The 16,269-nt window shown below is 70.2% G+C and carries 20 protein-coding genes and 1 tRNA gene; 14 read left to right on the forward strand and 7 right to left on the reverse strand.

Features of this window, described 5'->3' with window-relative positions:
• Window positions 1-204: 204 nt before the first annotated feature.
• Complete coding sequence (locus G5C65_RS03620) at window positions 205-345, reverse strand: hypothetical protein (RefSeq protein ID WP_165297117.1); 141 nt, start codon at window positions 343-345, stop codon at window positions 205-207.
• Window positions 346-1,084: 739 nt separating this feature from the next.
• Here G5C65_RS03620 and G5C65_RS03625 point away from each other — a divergent pair.
• Window positions 1,085-1,969 (forward strand): helix-turn-helix domain-containing protein, encoded by an 885-nt coding sequence (locus G5C65_RS03625; RefSeq protein WP_165297118.1) that lies wholly within the window; start codon window positions 1,085-1,087, stop codon window positions 1,967-1,969.
• Between the two features lie 5 nt (window positions 1,970-1,974).
• Window positions 1,975-2,190, forward strand: coding sequence for a DUF397 domain-containing protein (locus G5C65_RS03630; protein WP_165297119.1), 216 nt, complete (start codon window positions 1,975-1,977; stop codon window positions 2,188-2,190).
• 307 nt (window positions 2,191-2,497) lie between these two features.
• Here the strand turns inward: G5C65_RS03630 and G5C65_RS40655 are convergent, their stop codons facing one another.
• From G5C65_RS40655 to G5C65_RS03650, 4 genes are all read right to left on the reverse strand, one after another.
• Window positions 2,498-2,956 (reverse strand): cytidine/deoxycytidylate deaminase family protein, encoded by a 459-nt coding sequence (locus G5C65_RS40655; RefSeq protein WP_165297120.1) that lies wholly within the window; start codon window positions 2,954-2,956, stop codon window positions 2,498-2,500.
• The gene (locus tag G5C65_RS40660; protein ID WP_420903272.1) at window positions 2,953-3,636 is read right to left on the reverse strand and encodes a RibD family protein; all 684 of its coding nucleotides are present in this window, start codon (window positions 3,634-3,636) and stop codon (window positions 2,953-2,955) included. Before G5C65_RS40660 ends, G5C65_RS40655 begins: the two co-directional genes overlap by 4 nt.
• Before the next feature lie 40 nt (window positions 3,637-3,676).
• The gene (locus G5C65_RS03645) at window positions 3,677-5,134 is read right to left on the reverse strand and encodes a helix-turn-helix domain-containing protein (protein WP_277607963.1); all 1,458 of its coding nucleotides are present in this window, start codon (window positions 5,132-5,134) and stop codon (window positions 3,677-3,679) included.
• A 199-nt stretch (window positions 5,135-5,333) separates the two neighbouring features.
• A complete protein-coding gene (locus tag G5C65_RS03650; protein WP_338146220.1) occupies window positions 5,334-5,693 on the reverse strand; it encodes a GntR family transcriptional regulator in 360 nt (119 codons plus the stop codon).
• Between the two features lie 277 nt (window positions 5,694-5,970).
• Between G5C65_RS03650 and G5C65_RS03655 the strand changes: the two genes are divergently transcribed.
• From G5C65_RS03655 to G5C65_RS03710, 12 genes are all read left to right on the forward strand, one after another.
• On the forward strand, window positions 5,971-6,339 hold the full coding sequence (locus G5C65_RS03655) for a hypothetical protein (RefSeq protein ID WP_165297124.1): 369 nt from the start codon (window positions 5,971-5,973) through the stop codon (window positions 6,337-6,339).
• A 100-nt stretch (window positions 6,340-6,439) separates the two neighbouring features.
• The gene (locus G5C65_RS03660; protein WP_165297125.1) at window positions 6,440-6,706 is read left to right on the forward strand and encodes a hypothetical protein; all 267 of its coding nucleotides are present in this window, start codon (window positions 6,440-6,442) and stop codon (window positions 6,704-6,706) included.
• Window positions 6,703-7,755, forward strand: coding sequence for a DUF2637 domain-containing protein (locus G5C65_RS03665; protein ID WP_338146221.1), 1,053 nt, complete (start codon window positions 6,703-6,705; stop codon window positions 7,753-7,755). The genes G5C65_RS03660 and G5C65_RS03665 overlap by 4 nt, the downstream gene beginning before the upstream one ends.
• Complete coding sequence (locus G5C65_RS03670; RefSeq protein ID WP_165297126.1) at window positions 7,752-8,150, forward strand: RapZ C-terminal domain-containing protein; 399 nt, start codon at window positions 7,752-7,754, stop codon at window positions 8,148-8,150. Before G5C65_RS03665 ends, G5C65_RS03670 begins: the two co-directional genes overlap by 4 nt.
• Window positions 8,151-8,296: 146 nt before the next feature.
• Window positions 8,297-10,477 carry an FtsK/SpoIIIE domain-containing protein gene (locus G5C65_RS03675; RefSeq protein WP_165297127.1) on the forward strand — a complete coding sequence of 727 codons (2,181 nt, stop codon included), beginning with the start codon at window positions 8,297-8,299 and terminating at the stop codon, window positions 10,475-10,477.
• 140 nt (window positions 10,478-10,617) lie between these two features.
• The gene (locus tag G5C65_RS03680; RefSeq protein WP_165297128.1) at window positions 10,618-10,872 is read left to right on the forward strand and encodes a hypothetical protein; all 255 of its coding nucleotides are present in this window, start codon (window positions 10,618-10,620) and stop codon (window positions 10,870-10,872) included.
• Window positions 10,869-11,063, forward strand: a complete 195-nt coding sequence (locus G5C65_RS03685) for a hypothetical protein (protein WP_165297129.1) — start codon at window positions 10,869-10,871, stop codon at window positions 11,061-11,063. Before G5C65_RS03680 ends, G5C65_RS03685 begins: the two co-directional genes overlap by 4 nt.
• 17 nt (window positions 11,064-11,080) lie before the next feature.
• Window positions 11,081-11,284, forward strand: a complete 204-nt coding sequence (locus tag G5C65_RS03690) for a hypothetical protein (protein ID WP_165297130.1) — start codon at window positions 11,081-11,083, stop codon at window positions 11,282-11,284.
• A 14-nt stretch (window positions 11,285-11,298) separates the two neighbouring features.
• Window positions 11,299-11,676 carry a hypothetical protein gene (locus tag G5C65_RS03695; RefSeq protein WP_165297131.1) on the forward strand — a complete coding sequence of 126 codons (378 nt, stop codon included), beginning with the start codon at window positions 11,299-11,301 and terminating at the stop codon, window positions 11,674-11,676.
• Between the two features lie 88 nt (window positions 11,677-11,764).
• The gene (locus G5C65_RS03700; protein ID WP_165297132.1) at window positions 11,765-13,738 is read left to right on the forward strand and encodes a DUF3987 domain-containing protein; all 1,974 of its coding nucleotides are present in this window, start codon (window positions 11,765-11,767) and stop codon (window positions 13,736-13,738) included.
• Window positions 13,735-14,316 (forward strand): helix-turn-helix domain-containing protein, encoded by a 582-nt coding sequence (locus G5C65_RS40665; protein ID WP_165297133.1) that lies wholly within the window; start codon window positions 13,735-13,737, stop codon window positions 14,314-14,316. The genes G5C65_RS03700 and G5C65_RS40665 overlap by 4 nt, the downstream gene beginning before the upstream one ends.
• A gap of 10 nt (window positions 14,317-14,326) precedes the next feature.
• Window positions 14,327-15,604 (forward strand): tyrosine-type recombinase/integrase, encoded by a 1,278-nt coding sequence (locus G5C65_RS03710; protein ID WP_165297134.1) that lies wholly within the window; start codon window positions 14,327-14,329, stop codon window positions 15,602-15,604.
• 76 nt (window positions 15,605-15,680) lie between these two features.
• Here the strand turns inward: G5C65_RS03710 and G5C65_RS03715 are convergent.
• Both G5C65_RS03715 and tadA read right to left on the reverse strand, forming a co-directional pair.
• A tRNA-Ser gene (locus G5C65_RS03715) sits at window positions 15,681-15,765 on the reverse strand.
• 10 nt (window positions 15,766-15,775) lie between these two features.
• Window positions 15,776-16,269, reverse strand: a 494-nt coding sequence (tadA, locus tag G5C65_RS03720; RefSeq protein ID WP_165297135.1) for a tRNA adenosine(34) deaminase TadA, incomplete at its 5' end; no start/stop codon positions are given.

Below are 16,269 nucleotides of genomic sequence, written 5' to 3' on the forward strand. Positions count from 1 at the left end.
GACGAACCAGCGCCGGCCCCTCCCCCTTGAGCACAACGGGCCGACAGCCACGTCCGAGGACGAGAGGCGGCGCCGGAACGTCGACGTCAGGGCAGGAGTGCGTGACGCACACCCGATGGCGCCCGCGTGCCGGCAGCAGCCGACACAGCAGCAGCTCGATGAGGGGACGGAAGAGCGCCGCCCCACGCCCCGCACGCGGAGCGCTCAGGGTCGGCCACCCTCCCAGCCCTCGACCGTACGCAGAACGGTGAGCGTCGACGCGGCGCGCAGCGTCAGGGTCTCCCCCGTCCGGAACACGACGCGTTTCGCGCCTCCGGCCAGTGAGACCAGCTCGCGCACGGTCAAGGATCGACCGCCAACCGAGATCACGTCGCCCCGGCGCAGCTCGCTTGGCCGCGCTTCCGTCGCTACCTGCTGCCGGCTGCGTGGCATGGCTCCCTCGCATGGCGTCGCTGCTGCTGTCCTGGGGGTGCTGCGTATGGCAGTGGTGATCGCACGGTTCGTACGTCACCGGGACGCCGGCGGGTACGGGCCGGGGGCTCCCATGGGTGCACTGGTCGCAGTTGCCGACAGCGCACGCGGGTGAGCAGTAGCTCATGTGGCGCCTCCGATCGCGCCGACGCTGGTCGGCGTCGCGGTGGCGCGGCGTGATCCGTGCCGAGGTGCCGCTCGTGCCTGCGGTTGAGTCAGGATCTTGATCACAACTTCGGCTCCTTGGTCGCTGGAGTCCGTTACCGGGGCTGGAGAACCCGGGTTGAGCCTGGGCAGGGACGCCGGGTGGCGCGTGGCTCAGGAGCCCGGCCTGTGCCGTCCCGCCTCTCCGGAACGTCGGGCAGGTCGAAACGGCACACACGCAACGCAGCCCTCACGCTGCGCTAAGTAACCGGAGCAGTGCCAGCGTGGCATCAGAACCGCTACGGTAGAAACCGCATCATCAGAATTTCGCAACCAAGTTTCTGCGTGAACTCTCGCTGCTGAGCGGACGGTTCGAATCGAAGCGCCTCCTCACGCAATGACGCAGAACGTTTCTTGCGCCACCAGAACTTCACAGACAGACTGGTCAACGCACCGGAGGGGATCCTTGATGAACAGCGACGCCGAGTCGGCAACCCCAGCGCTGTGCCGTCTCCAACTCGGCTGTGAGTTAAAGCAACTGCGGCAGTCCGCCGGCCTGAAGGCGAACCAGGTCGTCAAGCAGCTCATCTGGAGTCCGTCGAAGCTCACGCGGCTGGAGTCGGGAGAGAACGCGGCGGTCGAACCCGCAGACGTCATGGCTCTCTGCGAGATCTACGGCGCGGACAAGGAGACCCGCGAGACGCTGCTCGGATACGCGTCCGTCACGAAGACCAAGCGGGACTGGTGGCAGTCACCGGAGCATCGGCCCGCCATCCGACCGGGCCTGAAGGCATTCCTCGGTCTGGAGGCCACCGCCAGCGCGCTTCAGACGTACCACTCGGAGTTCGTACCCGGACTACTCCAGTGTGCAGCGTACGTCCGTGCGATCTACGACTCGTCCGATCGCGCGTCGGACCCGGATGAGCTGGACCGGTTCGTGGCAACGAGAGTGGCGCGTCAGGACGTGCTCCACCGTGAGAACGCACCGCTCAAGCTCACGGCCATCATCAACGAAGCGGTGCTCCGCAGGGCTGTTGGCGGGGCGGATGTGATGCGCGAGCAGCTCAACCACCTTGCTGAGGTCGCCGACTCCCTGCCCAATGTTCGGATACAGGTGATGCCGTTCTCCCACGGCGCTCACACCGGGATGAACGGGTCCTTCGTAGTCCTGCGGTTCCCGGAGCGCCTGGCGCTGAAGCCGATCGTGTACCTGGAAAACCTCGCCGACGCATGGGTCAACCGGCGAGAGGCCGACGTGAGCCGGTACACGGAGGCATTCACCGACCTGCAAGCTCTCGCGCCGGGGCCCAAAGAGTCCCTGAAACTGATCAAGGAAGCAGCCAAGGAGCATTGATACCCATGTACTACGAGGCCGAGGCTTTGCGCGACGTCGCCTGGTTCACGTCCACTTACAGCGACAACCAGGGTGGCGAATGTGTCGAGTGCGCCAGCCTCGCCTGCGGTGCCATGGCCGTACGGGACTCGAAGAATCCACACGGTCCGGCACCCGCCTTCGGGCGCGACGCGTGGTCGTCCTTCGTGGCGGCACTGGGGGACGGAACGCTCGGCGGATAGTCCCCACCCGCTCCCGAAGACCCTGGGCTCCCCGCGCCACCGCGCCGGGGAGCCCAAGCTCGTTGTGGGGTCCGGTGGTGACGGTGTCCGGCCAGCAGGTGAACGACGGATGTTCGGGCGAGGCAGCCGATACCGTGAGTTGCGTAGTGCTAGACCGCGTACGAGGTGTAGAGCAGCTCTGGGGAGTCACCGGACACCAGGGGGACGCATGCCAGCAACTCCATGCCCGCGATGTGGCGCTGAGCACGACGACCCGTTCCAGCCGTGCCGGCAGTGCGGGGCGTGGTACCCCCGGTGAGGACGTCGGTCAGCCGATCCCGGGCAGGTGCGCGTTCACCGCTCGGGCCTCCGCCGCCAGGTGCAGCAGTTCGTCCACCGTCACACCCGTCGCCCGAAGCGTCTCGACTCCGTCGACGTCGGACACGAAGAGGTCCGGCTCGCGCCATGCGATGACCACGCGCGGGATGCCAGCCCGCAGAATGAGGTTGGTGCACGTCAGTGGCCGTGAGCGGCGCTTCGCGCACGGTTCCAGCGTGCTGTAGATCGTGGCCGAGGAGAGGCGCGGGTCGTCGGCGGGGAGTTTGGCGAGGGCGGATTCCTCGGCGTGGACGTGCGGGTCCGTCTCCCGCGAGTAGCCGTTCGCGATCTCGTTGCCCGCCGCGTCCACGATGACGGCGCCGACGGAGAACGCGGTATCGGTCTGCGGGCAGCAGCGGGACAGCTCGATGGCCCGCCGCATCCACGCTTCGTCTTCGGCGCCGGTCACGCGTCGCTCTCCTCCTTGGGCAGGTAGCGCATGAACACGACGTCCCCGATCGGGCGGGCCTCCGCCAGCTTCATACGCCGGGATGACGCCCAGGGGTAGCCGGCGGCGCGCAGGAAGCGGGGCGCGTCCGCCTCGCCGACGACGAGGGGCGCGACGACGAGGTGAACCTCGTCAACGAGGTCCTGGGACAGGAACGCCGTGTGGACGTGGCCGCCGCCCTCCACCATGAGCCTGCGGATTCCCCGCCGGCCCAGGTCGTCCAGGAGCGCGCCGAGGTCGAGTCCGGGGCCCGTGGCGACGACGTCGGCAAGGTCCGTCAGGCGCTCGCGCAGCTTCGGCGCCGCCTCGTCCGTCGTGTATGCCACCTTCTCCCCGCCGTGGTGCCAGAACTTCAGCTCGGGATCCAGGTCGCCGCTCTCCGTGATCGTGACCTTGAGCGGGTACGCGGGCTTACCGTCCGCCTCGCGGGCGGCGCGGCGCTCTTCGCTGTTCACCAGCAGCCGGGGGTTGTCCGCCCGCATCGTCCCCGCGCCGATCAGGATCGCGTCGGACTCGGCGCGCACCTGGTCGACACGGTCGAAGTCCTCGGCGTTGCTCAGCAGCAGCCGTGACGGGCTGGTGTCGTCGATGTGGCCGTCTATCGAGGTGGCGACGCTGAGCAGGACGTACGGGCGTGTCACGGGCATCTCCTGTCGGGGCGGGCGGCGGTCCGGTGGGACGTCATGCCTGCTTGAGTACGGCGTCTCGCATGGCATCCCGGAACTCGTTCACGGTGATCACGCTATGCCACTTTCCCAGGTCGTCATCGAGGCGGGCCAGCTCGCGCGTGATCCGCCCGGATCCCGTCTCCACCCCGACCCGGAGGGCCTGCAAGCCGACGGTGCCCGCCTGCTCCGCTTCCCCGGCACCCGCGAGTGCGACGGCTTGCCGGGCGAGGTAGACGCCTCGGTCCCGGTGGAACCCGGTGGGCAGTGACGTGATGGCACGTCCGAAGCTCTCGGCGGCGGCATGGTGCCGGCCCAGGACGTTGAGACTCTGCGCGCGGTGGACTTCGATGTATCCGGGGTCGAGCCAGACGCCCCATGGCGAGTCCGGGTTCGGGTCCATGCGTTGGCAGAGGTCGTGCGCGTGGTCATAGGCCCGTTGGCAGGCGTCGGCGTCTCCCTGCAACGCGTAGCCGTGCGCTCCGAACGTCGCCGCGACGGCGGCCAGCCGGCTACCGGGGTCCGCGCGGTCTCCTGCCGCCTCGGCGACGTCCAGGGCCTCGATGGGGTCGCGCATGTCGCCGGCGAGCTGACTGCGGCGGGCGAGGATGAACGTGGTGAGTTCGGGGTCGCCGCTCAGATGGGACAGTTCCAGGGCTTCACGCATCCAGTGCTGCGCGGCGCGGAAGTTTCCCGCGTCCTGGTGGAACCAGCCCGCCAGCTCCGCGTACTGGGTTTGGAGTTGGAGGAGCTGCTGGCGGTCACCGCCCCGCAGCTCGCGCCGCAACGACTTCATGGCTGCCATCTGCCGCTCAACGATCGGGATGCTCTGGTACGGGCCGAACATGTTGTCGTTGTCGATCAGTACGCGGCGGGTGGCTCGCAGGTGCTCGATCGGGTTCATGGCGGGCAGGGATCCAGGCGTCGGTGGTGGGGCGGCGGCAGCGGATGCATCAGACAGGGCGGCTGCCGCTGCTGCCGTGCCGAGGGTGCCGAGCAGCGCACGGCGCGATATCGACACGAAAATGATCCCTCCGTCGTCGGTTCGGGCGGGGACGGAGATCCCCTCCAACGACGTTGCCCGGCCATCCGCCTCTTCCGCCATGTGTCCAAGGTCGTTGGACACATGGGACCCGAGATTGGACACATGGACACGTGACTCGGCCCCGGGGACAGGCGGGCGGGGGACGGACGGCTCAAGGGCCGGCCCATCCTGCTCCGAGAACCGCCGGAACATGCGGACGAGGGCGCCCTCAGCCCGTACCGCGTGGTCGTACGCCGTGACGAGATCAGCAGAGGCTGCCTGGTCAGCGCGTTCGACACGGCCAATGTAGCCCTTGCTGAAGTGGATGATCCCGGACATCGCTCCGAGTGAGAGCCCCCGGCGGGTTCGCCAGGCGCGCATCTCGGCGCCCAGTTCGTGATGCGGCCCCGCGTGCGGGGTCAAGGTCCTGGGCTGCTGTCCCACGCCCATCACTCCCTGTGTCCCCGTGTGTCCTACGTGACCAGCGGAGTCAGGTCACATGGACACCCTTCAGATGCGCTGTCCACGGCCGTACAACGGATACACCGACGGCACACAGCCTATCGACGCTGAGTGCTCAACGCAGTGAGTTGGAGCGGAGGAGACGGCCGTGATGAGGACGAACGTGACGCGGGAGGAGGTGAATCTGCTATGTGCCGGAGTGCTCCGGAAGCCGCTGTTCAAGGCTCCGGACGCGCTCGGTCAACGCCGTGAGCTGATCCTTGAGTTCGGCGAACTGCTCGGCGGTCACGGGAGGCGCGGAGCCTCCGTAGGGAGACTCCGGGTCGTGAGCGAAGCTCCCGCGCCCCGTGGTGAAGATCCATCCTTCGCCCCGGAGGACGCGGAGGGCCTTCTGGACCGTCGCCGACGCGAAGCCGAGCCGTTCGGTGAGTTCGCGCACAGAGGGGAGCTTCTGACCAGGCGCGATGTCGCCGCTCCTGATCTGTTCGCGCAGGTCGTCGGCCAGTTGCTCGAACGGCGCTCTGGGGTCGTTCTCAGCTGTCGTCACACCTCCGAGCGTACCCACCCCTGACACGTCCTAGCACGAACCCCGCTTCAGGGGGCTTGCGAATTGATACGAAGCTCTACATGCTGCTACGTAGCAGTACTCGCCCGGAGAGCCCAGTGACAGGGACCCGAAGGGAGCGACCGCTCCTTGAGAACTCAACAGCGTGCCGAAGCCGAGTGATCTTGTTCCGTGGCGCCCCTGAGCTGGGGCGTCACGGTTCATGGCCACTCGTCCGCGAGAGGCCGAACCACCCATCACCTCACGTAAGGGGAAGATCATGAAGCTCGCGATAGGGGACGTCGTCCGTATCCGGCGGGAGCAGACGCTCGGCACGGTGGCCGGTGTCGTCACCACGGCCGGCGGCAGCGCTGTGACCCTCGCGCTCAACGGCGGGACGACCCGCCCCGTAAGCCCTGATGACATCGAACTGGTGGCACGGGGCGCAAAGCCTCCGACGCCGGCCCACGGGGTCGCCGTCCTCGCCTTCCTCGCACTGGGCCTGATCGCCGCCGTGATCAACGGCGACACGGTGTACGGGCTCGGAGCCAGCTTCGCACTGACGCTGTTCGTCGCGTTCACGACGCTCACCAGCGTCACGGGTGCGTTGATCAACGTGTTTCTGCGGCCCCGCCGCGTCCGTGTCTGACCAGCACTTCCCAGCGAGCAGCAGGTGACGGCCAACCGACCTGACAGCCCGTCACCCGCTGCCTCTCCCACTCCCAACCTGGACCCAGGAGTTGACCAACATGCTGAACGTCTTCATCGGCGGACACCGCGTCATCACGGGCGATGACGTCCTGGAACTGGCGCTTGACCTGTACTTCGGCCCCGACAGCGAGACGGACGAGGAACGGGCGGCCCGTAGGGCGGCCGGAGTCGACATCCTCTCCGAGGATCCGACGCTGTTCGACTGGGCCGTGAGGCTCGCGGCGGAGGGACTGGAGAAGGGCGCCGGCGGATTGTTCCTGCCGCGTCACGCCTCCACCGCCGCTGGTGCGGGGGTGCTGGTGTGAGTGCGGCCGAGGAGCCGCCCGGCTTCCTGGATGCCCTGTCCTTGGGGCAGGTGCGGGCGAGTGAGCGCACGTTGGCTGCTGGTACCTGGGCGATTACGGCGGGGGCCGTGCTCTTCTCCGTGCTGACGGTCACGCCGCTGGTGGTGCGGGTCACCCCGCCCGGTTGGGCGTGGACGGCGCCGCTGCTGCCGCTGGTGGTGGACACGGCCGTCGTCATCGTCGTGCGCCTGGACGCGGTCCTGGCCCGCCTCGGCGGGGACGGCGGCCGGTGGCCCGCCGTGCTGCGGTGGATGACCGGGCTGATGACCTTGTTCCTCAACATCGGCGACAGCGCCTTGAAGGGTGATCCCGTCGGGGTGGCCGTTCATGCGGTCGCGCCGCTGCTGCTGATCGTCACCGCCGAGGCCGGACGCGCCTACCGGCAGGCCCTCGCTCACGCGGTCGAGCGGCAGGAGCGTTCACGTGCCCAGCAGCAGGAGGCGCGTGAACGGCGTGCGCGGGAGGAGCGTGAACGCGAACGCCAGGCCCGCGAGCGCGAGCAGCGCGCAGCGCGTGAACACGCGGAGCAGATGGAGCGGGAGCGCTTCGAGCGGGAAGCCGCCGTGCGCCGCGAGGAGCGCGAGCACGCCTACCGCGTGCGATGCGAGGAACTCGCACGCGAGGACCGCCGACGCGAGGAAGAACGCGAGCGCGAAGAGCGGGAGCGGCGCCAGCGTGCGGAGCGGGCCGAGGCGGCGCGCAAGGCCCGTGAACAGCCCCGCGCCCCCGCCGTGAACGCTGGCAAAGGTGCCGTCAAGGGTCGCGAGCAGCGTGCGGTGAACGGTGCGCCGTCCGCGTCCAGGAAGCTGGCAGAGGACGAGGCGCGCGCGTTCATCGGTGATCCGGCGAACGCAGATCGCAGTGTGCGCCAGCTCGCGGAGGCGACCGGTTGGTCCGTCGGCTGGGTCTCCGCCCGCCTCCAGCAACTCCGCGACCAGGACACCGCCGACGCCCCCGGAACAGACGGCGCGATCGCCCCTGATTCGGCCGCCCAGGGCGTGAGGGCATGAGCCGGCAGCCCGGTGCCGACGTGGGTGTCTCGTCTTTCGGCTATCTCCACGGCGGCCCGCCGCCCGCCCATCTCACGCTGGATTTGCGGGATCACTTCCGGGACCCGCACGTGCGCCCGGAGCTGCGCGAGTTGACCGCGCACGATGCGACGGTGCGCCGCGCGGTCCTGGACACGGCCGGAATCGGGGAGCTGATCGATGCGGCCGTGGCCGCCGCTCTCGCCTTCCGCTCCGGTCCCGGCCACAGCGAGCTGCTGCGGCTGACGGCCGGGTGTGCGGGCGGACGCCATCGCGCGCCGACCTTCGCCATGGCCCTGGCCGACCGCCTCACCGCCTCGGGGCTGGCCGTCCAGGTGCGCCACCGGGATCTGCACCGGCCCGTCGTCCAGCGCTGACGAACGCCACGGCTCGCGCCGGGGCCGCCGTGGCACCCCGCACTTCCGCGCTTCCGCACTTCCGCATGACTCCAGGGGCCCGGTCACGAACCGACCAAAGCAGCGGCCGGGCCCCTGGCCACCTCCCGACCAAGGAAGGAACGTCAGTGAATCACGAGGACGAGAACGAGTTGTTCGCACGGCTTGAGTCCGAGCTGGCCGAACAGGAGTCGGCCGATGTTGTCGACCTGGACAAGGTCCGCACCGCGCGCACCGCACCGCCCGATGAGACCTCCGGTCCCGAGGGCGGGGACGGGGCTGACGATGGGGCCGTGATGGTGGACTCGCCGGCGGTGTCGGGTCCGGGGTTGATGGAGCGCATCCGGGGCGCGCGGCGCAACGCGCTGCTGCCCGGGTGGCTGCGCTCGAAGCCGGAGCTGCTGGACGCGGCCGGTTGGCTGATCGGCCATGTCGGGCACACCGCCGCCTACCACGCCATCCGCACCCCCTACTACGCCGCGAACCTGGCCGTGCGCGCCCCGGTCGGGGCCGCGAAGTTCACCGGCGGGGTACTGCGCTGGGCCTCCGACGCCGAGGGCGCCGCCCAGCGCCAGGCCGCCGCCGACCGGGGCAACGCGGCCGTGGCCGACTACCTGAAGCTGGCCCGGCTGCGGGATCGCCGGGTGCGCTGGCGCGGCGCCGTGGTGGCGCTGTCGCTGCTGGTCGGGCTGCCCGCCGCCCTGGCCGTCCACATCCTGGCCCCCACCTGGCTGACGGCTACCGCGATCGGCGCGCTCACGCTCGTGCTCGGCCGCCTGGGGGCGCCGGCCGACCGTCCGGTCATCTCGCGCGCGGTGGTGCCCACCCGGGTGGAGCGGCTGACCTCTGGGATGGTGGAGCGGGCGCTCGGCTCTCTGGGCATCGCGGAGGTCAACAAGGCGCTGGCCAAGGGCGGGGAGGGGATCGGGTTCCCGCATCCGATCCGGCAGGACGGGCCCGGCTGGCGCGCGGACGTCGACCTGCCGCACGGGGTGACCGTGGCCGACATCATGGACCGCCGGGACCGCCTTGCCTCCGGGCTGCGGCGTCCGGTGGGCTGCGTGTGGCCCGAGCCGGTCTCGGATGAGCACGCCGGGCGCATGATGCTCTGGGTCGGCCACCGCCCCCTGAACAAGGTCGCCTCGCCCGCCTGGCCGCTGGCCAAGACCGGCGAGGCGTCGCTGTTCGATCCGATCCCGTTCGGCACCGACCAGCGCGGCCGGAAGGTGGAGGCCACGCTGATCTACGACAACATGCTGATCGGCGCCATCCCGAGGATGGGCAAGACCGTCGCGCTGCGCACCCTGCTGCTGGCCGCCGCCCTCGATGTGCGGGCCGAAGTGCTGGTGTGGGAGCTGAAGGGCACCGGCGACCTGGAAGGACTGGAGCAGGTGGCCGCCGACTACGGTTCCGGCCCGGACGACGCCACTTGCACGGCCGCGCTGTCCTCCATCCGCTACGTCCACAAGGATCTGGAACGCCGGGCGAAGGTCATCAGCTCGCTGCCCAAGGACACCTGCCCGGACAAGAAGGTCACCCCCGAACTGGCCGCGAAACCCTCCCTCGGTCTGCATCCGCTGGTGCTGTCGGTGGACGAGTGCCAAGAGCTGTTCAGCCACCCCGAGCTGGGCAAGGAGGCGGGCGAGTTGTGCACGGACATCATCAAGCGCGGCCCCGCCCTGGGCGTCATCCTGCTGCTGGCCACCCAGCGTCCGGACAAGGCCAGCCTGCCCACCGGTATCAAGGCCAACATCGGCTCCCGTTTCTGCCTGCGGGTGATGGACCAGGACGCCAATGACATGGTGCTGGGGACCTCGATGTACAAGGGCGGGATCCGCGCGACCACGTTCACCCGATCCGACAAAGGCATCGGCTACCTGGTCGGCGCCGCCGACGACCCCCAGATCGTGCGCGCCTACTACACGGACACGGTCCAGGCCGACCGCATCTGCCGGCGCGCCCGCGCCGCCCGCATCAAGGCGGGCACCCTCACCGGCCACGCCGCAGGCCAGACGCCCGAGCGAGCCAGCGCGAACACCACCCTGCTGGCTGACATCCTCGCCGTGATGCCCGCCAAGGAAGCCAAGGTGTGGAACGAGACGCTGATCGAGCGCCTGGCCGAGCTGCGCCCGGAGATCTATCAGGGCTGGGAAGGCGAGCAGTTGACTGCCGCGCTGAAGCCGTTCGGCATCGAGACGGTACAGGTCGGCAAGCGCGTCGGCGGCAAGTTCCACAACCGGCGCGGCATCACCCGCGCCGACATCACCCGCGCCGCTGCGGAGCGTGACCGAAACCGCGACGCAGGCTGAGCGCACGGGGCTGCTGCCGATAGCGGTACGGCCCGCTATCGATAGCACCCCCGCTAGCACCCCGGAACCTTCTTGATCAGGCTGCTAGCGGACAGCGGCCCACCAGCGTCAATCCCGGAAACCTGCCCTGGGAGGGCTTCATGACCCCTGCCCTGGCCGCTATACCGGCCATCCTCTTCATCACCCTGTGTTACGTCGCGCTGTGCGCGGCCAGCCCGTACGGCAACTGCCGCACCTGCCGTGGCTTCGGCTTCCAGCTCAAGCAGACCCGGCGCGGCAAGCTCCGCCGGGGCCGCGACTGCCACCGCTGCCACGGGCACGGCAAGCGCGTCCGCCTCGGCCGCGCCCTCTACAACCACGCCGCCCGACTCCACCGCGAAGGGAACGCCCCGTGAACATCTCCGTCTCCCTCGTCCTCATCCTCGGCGTCGCCGTGGTCGCCGCCTTCAAGCTCCGTTCCCTGACAGGCGGCGGCTTCATCCTCGCCGCGCTCTTCGGCTTCTACCTCGCCTCCACCGACATGGCCCCCTCCATCAACCAGTTCATGGCGGCCCTCAGCAACACCTTCTCCGGCATCGGCAACTGACCGCCCAGGAGGCGCACATGCCCCGTTCAGATCACATCTCGCTGATGGCCGCTGGGGAACTCCGCGACGCGCTGACGGCCCTGGGACGCGGCGACCACGCGACCGCCGCGTCCGCCCTGATGGCCATCGATCCCGACTCCTGGCACGCCATCGAACGGCGCCTCGCCGCCCTCGGCGGCCCCCTGCCCGAACTCCTCGCCACTCTCACCGACCAGCCATAGGGAGGACTGAACCCATGACCACACCCCCGACCGCACCGACCCCCGAATCCGCCTACGCCGAGGCGCCCTGCATTCTGGGCGAGATCACGTGGGTGTTCAGCAGCGTGGCCCATCGCGAGTTCGGCGACCCGATGGGGCGGGAGTACTGGCTGCGCAAGGCGGCCGTGCTCGACCGCATCGCGCTGGCCGAAGCCGAGAGGTACGCCCCCCAGGTCGCCGCTCAGGCCATCGAGACGGCGGAGAAGGCGGCTCACCGACTCGCCGACTTCGACTACACCCACCACACCACGCGCGGCCCGCTGGGGCCGCTGGTGAGCCCTCCGGGCATGTCGTACCGCCCGTACGTCCGCCAGGAGTACCTGGCGTGGCTCACGGCGCACGCCGAGTCCTAGCTCCGCCCGGAGGCGGCGGCCAACCGACCAAGGACAGCCCGCCGCCTCCGGTCTCCCACTCCCAACCTGGAAACAGGAGGAATCCAGGATGCCATCTGGCCCTCTCGAAGAGCCCTACGACAATGTGTTCGCCCTCATCGGACAGGGGGACCGCTCGGGCCCGCCCCAGGATCTTGAGGCGGAACAGGCCGTTCTGGGCGCGATGATGCTGTCGCCCGAGGCGCTTGCCGCCGTCGTCGCGACCCTCGCGCCCGAGGACTACTACCGGCCCGCGCACGAGACGATCCACCGCGTCATCGTGGAACTGCACGCCCAGGGTCGCCCGGCGGACCCCATCACGGTGGCCCACCACCTCAACCATCTGGGCGAGCTTCAGCGGGCCGGCGGCCCCGGCTACGTCCAGTCCCTCGTCCAGGCCACACCGACCGCCGCCAACGGCGCGTACTACGCCGAGATCGTGCACGAACTGGCCGAACGGCGCCGCCTCATCGAAGCGGGAACCCGTCTGGTGCAAGCCGCCTCCACCCCGGACGCCACGGCGGCCGAGGTACGCGAGGCGTACGCGCTGAGCGAGGAGAAGCTCCCGGAGACATGGCAGGAGCCCATCCCGCTGGGCGCCCGCCCCGCGCTCCCCGCCTTCCCGCTGCACGCCCTCCCCGGCTGGCTCGGCGCCTTCTGCGCCGCCCTCGCCGAGGAGACCCAGACACCCCCGGACCTGGCCGGAGCGTTGGCGCTGAGCGTGCTGGCCACGGCGGCCGGCGGCCGCAGCGTCGTCGAGGTGCGGGAGCGGTGGCGCGAGCCGACCAACCTCTACGTGGTCGTCGCGCTCCCGCCCGCCAACCGCAAGTCCGCCGTGTTCGCCGCTATGACGGCCCCGCTGTACGCCGCCGAACGGCACCTCGTGGACGAGGCGGCCGGGGGCATCGTGGAGGCGGAGCTGACCGCCAAGGTCACCCGTGAAGCCGCTGACAAGGCAGCGGCCAAGGCCGCCGGCGCGGAGGGTCCGGAGCGCGACGCGCTCCTGGCCGAAGCCGTCGACCTGGCCAATGCCGCTGAGGCGGTCACCGTACCCGCCCGTCCCCGCCTCCTGGCCGACGACGCCACACCGGAGCGCATCGCCTCGCTCATGGCCCAACAGGGCGGACGGCTGGCAGTCATGTCCGCCGAGGGCGGCATCTTCGACATCATCGCCGGGCGCTACTCCAGCGCCCCGAACATGGAGGTGTTCCTCAAGGGACACGCGGGCGACCGACTGCGCGTCGACCGCAGCTCGCGTGAGGAGTTCCTGGAAGAGCCCGCGCTGACCATGGGGCTGGCGGTGCAGCCCGTCGTGATCGAGGACATCGGGAAGAACCGCACCTTCGACGGGCGCGGACTGCTGGCCCGCTTCCTGTACGCGCTGCCCGAATCCCTGGTCGGCTACCGCAAGGTCGACCCCGACCCCGTACCCGGGGCGGTGGCCGCCGCCTACGAGAGGCAGATCATCGCTCTGACGCTCTCCCTGGCGCAGTGGACCGATCCCGTGGTCTTGCGGCTCACCAAGGAGGCGTACGCCGTCGTCGTCGCCTACGGGGAGCGGCTGGAACCGCAGCTTCGCACCAAGGGCGGCAGGCTCGGCCACGTCACCGAATGGGCGGGCAAGCTGGTCGGCGCCGCCGCCCGCATCGCCGGGCTGCTGCACCTCGCGGAGCACCTGGCGGACGGCTACGGCAAGCCGATCGGCGCGGAGACCATGACGGCCGCCATCGAGCTGGCCGACTACTTCGCCGCCCAGGCGCTGATGGCCTTCGACCTGATGGGCGCCGACGCCACGCAGACACGCGCCACCAGCCTGCTGGAGGTGCTGCGGGCGCACGGCTGGGAGTCGGTCAGCCGGCGCGACCTGTTCGCCAAGCTCTCCCGCGCCGAGTTCCCCACCGTCGCCGAACTCGAACCCGCCATCAACCTGCTGGAGGACCACGGCTACCTGCGCGTGGACACGCCGCCGCGCAAGAGCAAGCGGGGACGGCCACCGGCCCCCCGCTACGTCGTCCACCCCCAGGTGCGGGAGGGGCACGCATGACGGCCCCCACGCCCGCGATCACGGGCACCCAGCCGCAGAAACCGCAGAAACAACAAAAACCCCAGCACACCCCCGCTGACCAGCAGCGCAGCACCCCACACGGCCATCCCGCCGGGCTGCCGCAGAAACCCGCGAAACCGCCGCAGAAATCCCCCACCGCCACGGCGTCCCACGCCACCGCCCCAGGCCCGGCCGATTTCTGCGGCACTTCCCGCGATTTTTGCGGCAGCACCCAGCCCACCCCCATCGCCGCAGTTCAGGCCCCTGATCCGGGTATTTCTGCGGATTCTGCGGTTTCTGCGGCAGGGGTCCCGCGTCCCCGTCCCGGAGGGAGGTCCGTGGAGCCCGGACTGAGCACCGCGCACGGCACGGACACCACGCTCGCGCTGCTGAGTGTGGAGGAAGCTGCACGGCGACTCGGCGTCGGACGGACCGTCTGTTACCGCCTTATCAGCTCAGGGGAGCTGGAGTCGGTGACCGTCGGCCGCCTCCGCAGGGTGCCCGCCGACGCGGTTCCTGAGTACGTCGCGAGCCTTCGCCAGTCCGCCCGTTCCGCCGCCTCCGCTCCCGCAGCCTGAGAGGACAGCCATGACAGACGACAAGAAGCGCTCTCGCCAGCCCAACGGCCGTTCCTCCGTCTACCTGGGAGCTGACGGCAAGTGGCACGGACGCGTCACCGTCGGCGTACGCGACGACGGCATCCCGGACCGTCGCCACGTGAAGCGCAAGACCAAGGCAGACGTCACGGCAGCCGTGCGGAAGCTGGAGCGGCAGCGCGATACGAGCACGGTCCGCAAGCCCGGCAAGGCGTGGACGGTGGAAGGCTGGCTCACGCACTGGATCGAGTGCATCGCTCCCCTCGCCGTGGGCGAGAACACCATGGTCGGCTACGGCGTCGCCGTACGCGTCCATCTCATCCCCGGGCTGGGCGCTCACCGGCTCGACCGGCTGCGTCCGGAACACATCGAGCGCTTCTACGCCAAGATGCAGGCCAACGGCAGTGCGGCTGCCACAGCCCACCAGGCGCACCGGACGTTCCGCACCGCGCTCAACGAGGCCGTACGACGCGGCCATCTGGGGAAGAACCCTGTGCGGCTGGCCAAGGCCCCCCGTATCGATGAGAAGGAAATCGAGCCGTACACGGTGGAAGAGGTACGCCGGCTGCTCAGCGCCGCCGACGAACGGCGGAACTCGGCACGCTGGGCCGTCGCCCTCGCGCTGGGGCTCCGCCAGGGTGAGGCCCTGGGCCTCAAGTGGACGGACGTCGACCTGGGCAACGGGGTGCTGTGGGTCCGTCGTAGCCGTCGCCGTCCGAAGTACGCGCATGGGTGCGGTGACGCCTGCGGCCGGAAAGCGGGCTACTGCCCTCGGCGCCGCCGTACGAATCCGGAGACGGCCGACACGAAGTCCCGTGCGGGGCGGCGGGCCGTCGGGCTGCCTCCACAGCTTGTGGACCTTCTCAGGGCCCACCGGAAGGAGCAGGAAGTCGAGCGCGCTGCGGCGGGGGAGCGCTGGCACGACGAAGGCTGGCTCTTCGCCACGCCGACCGGGCGCGGGTCGTCCACCCGGGTTGACTACGACGAATGGAAGGAGCTGCTGCGAGACGCCAGGGTCCGGGACGGCAGGCTGCACGACGCCCGCCACACGGCCGCAACCGTGCTGCTGATCCTCGGAGTCCCGGAGCGAGCGGTCATGGGGCTCATGGGCTGGTCGTCCACTTCGATGGCCGCGCGCTATCAGCACATGGTCGACACGGTGCGGACCAGCATCGCCGAACAAGTCGACGGGCTCATCTGGGAACAGGCGTCGGACAAGCCCGACGACGATGACGACGGACTGGCCGGGGCGCTCGTACCGGTCAACTGAGACCCGAACTGAGACCCACCACGGCGAAGGGCCGGACCTCGCGAGGTCCGGCCCTTCGTCTTTCCTGCTCACAGAGCGGTAGCGGTGGGATTTGAACCCACGGAGGGTTGCCCCTCACTCGCTTTCGAGGCGAGCTCCTTCGGCCGCTCGGACACGCTACCGAGAGGAACTCTAGCCCACTGGGGGCCGTGCGCCGAAATCGGTATCGCGGAAGAAGGCGGTGAGGAGGTCGCCGCAGGGCGCGGCGAGGACGCCGGCCACGACCTCGGGGCGGTGGTTGAGGCGGCGGTCGCGCAGCAGGTCCCAGAGGGAGCCCGCGGCGCCCGCCTTGGCGTCCGCCGCGCCGTAGACGACGCGGCCGACCCGGGCGAGGACGCTCGCGCCCGCGCACATCGTGCAGGGCTCCAGGGTGACGACGAGGGTGCAGTCCGCCAGCCGCCAGTCGCCGCCGCGGGCGCGGGCCGCCGCGCGGAGGGCCAGCAGCTCGGCGTGCGCCGTGGGGTCGCCGTCCGCCTCGCGGGCGTTGTGGGCGCGGGCCAGCACCGTCCCGCCGTCCGGGCCGAGGACGACGGCGCCCACCGGGACGTCGCCCGTCGCCCGCGCCCGCTCCGCCTCCGCCAGGGCCTCCCGCATCGCGGGGCGCCAGGGATCGCGTACGGGGTCGG

The organism is Streptomyces boncukensis (genome assembly GCF_011045075.1).
In the GTDB taxonomy this organism is placed as follows: Bacteria; Actinomycetota; Actinomycetes; order Streptomycetales; family Streptomycetaceae; genus Streptomyces; species Streptomyces boncukensis.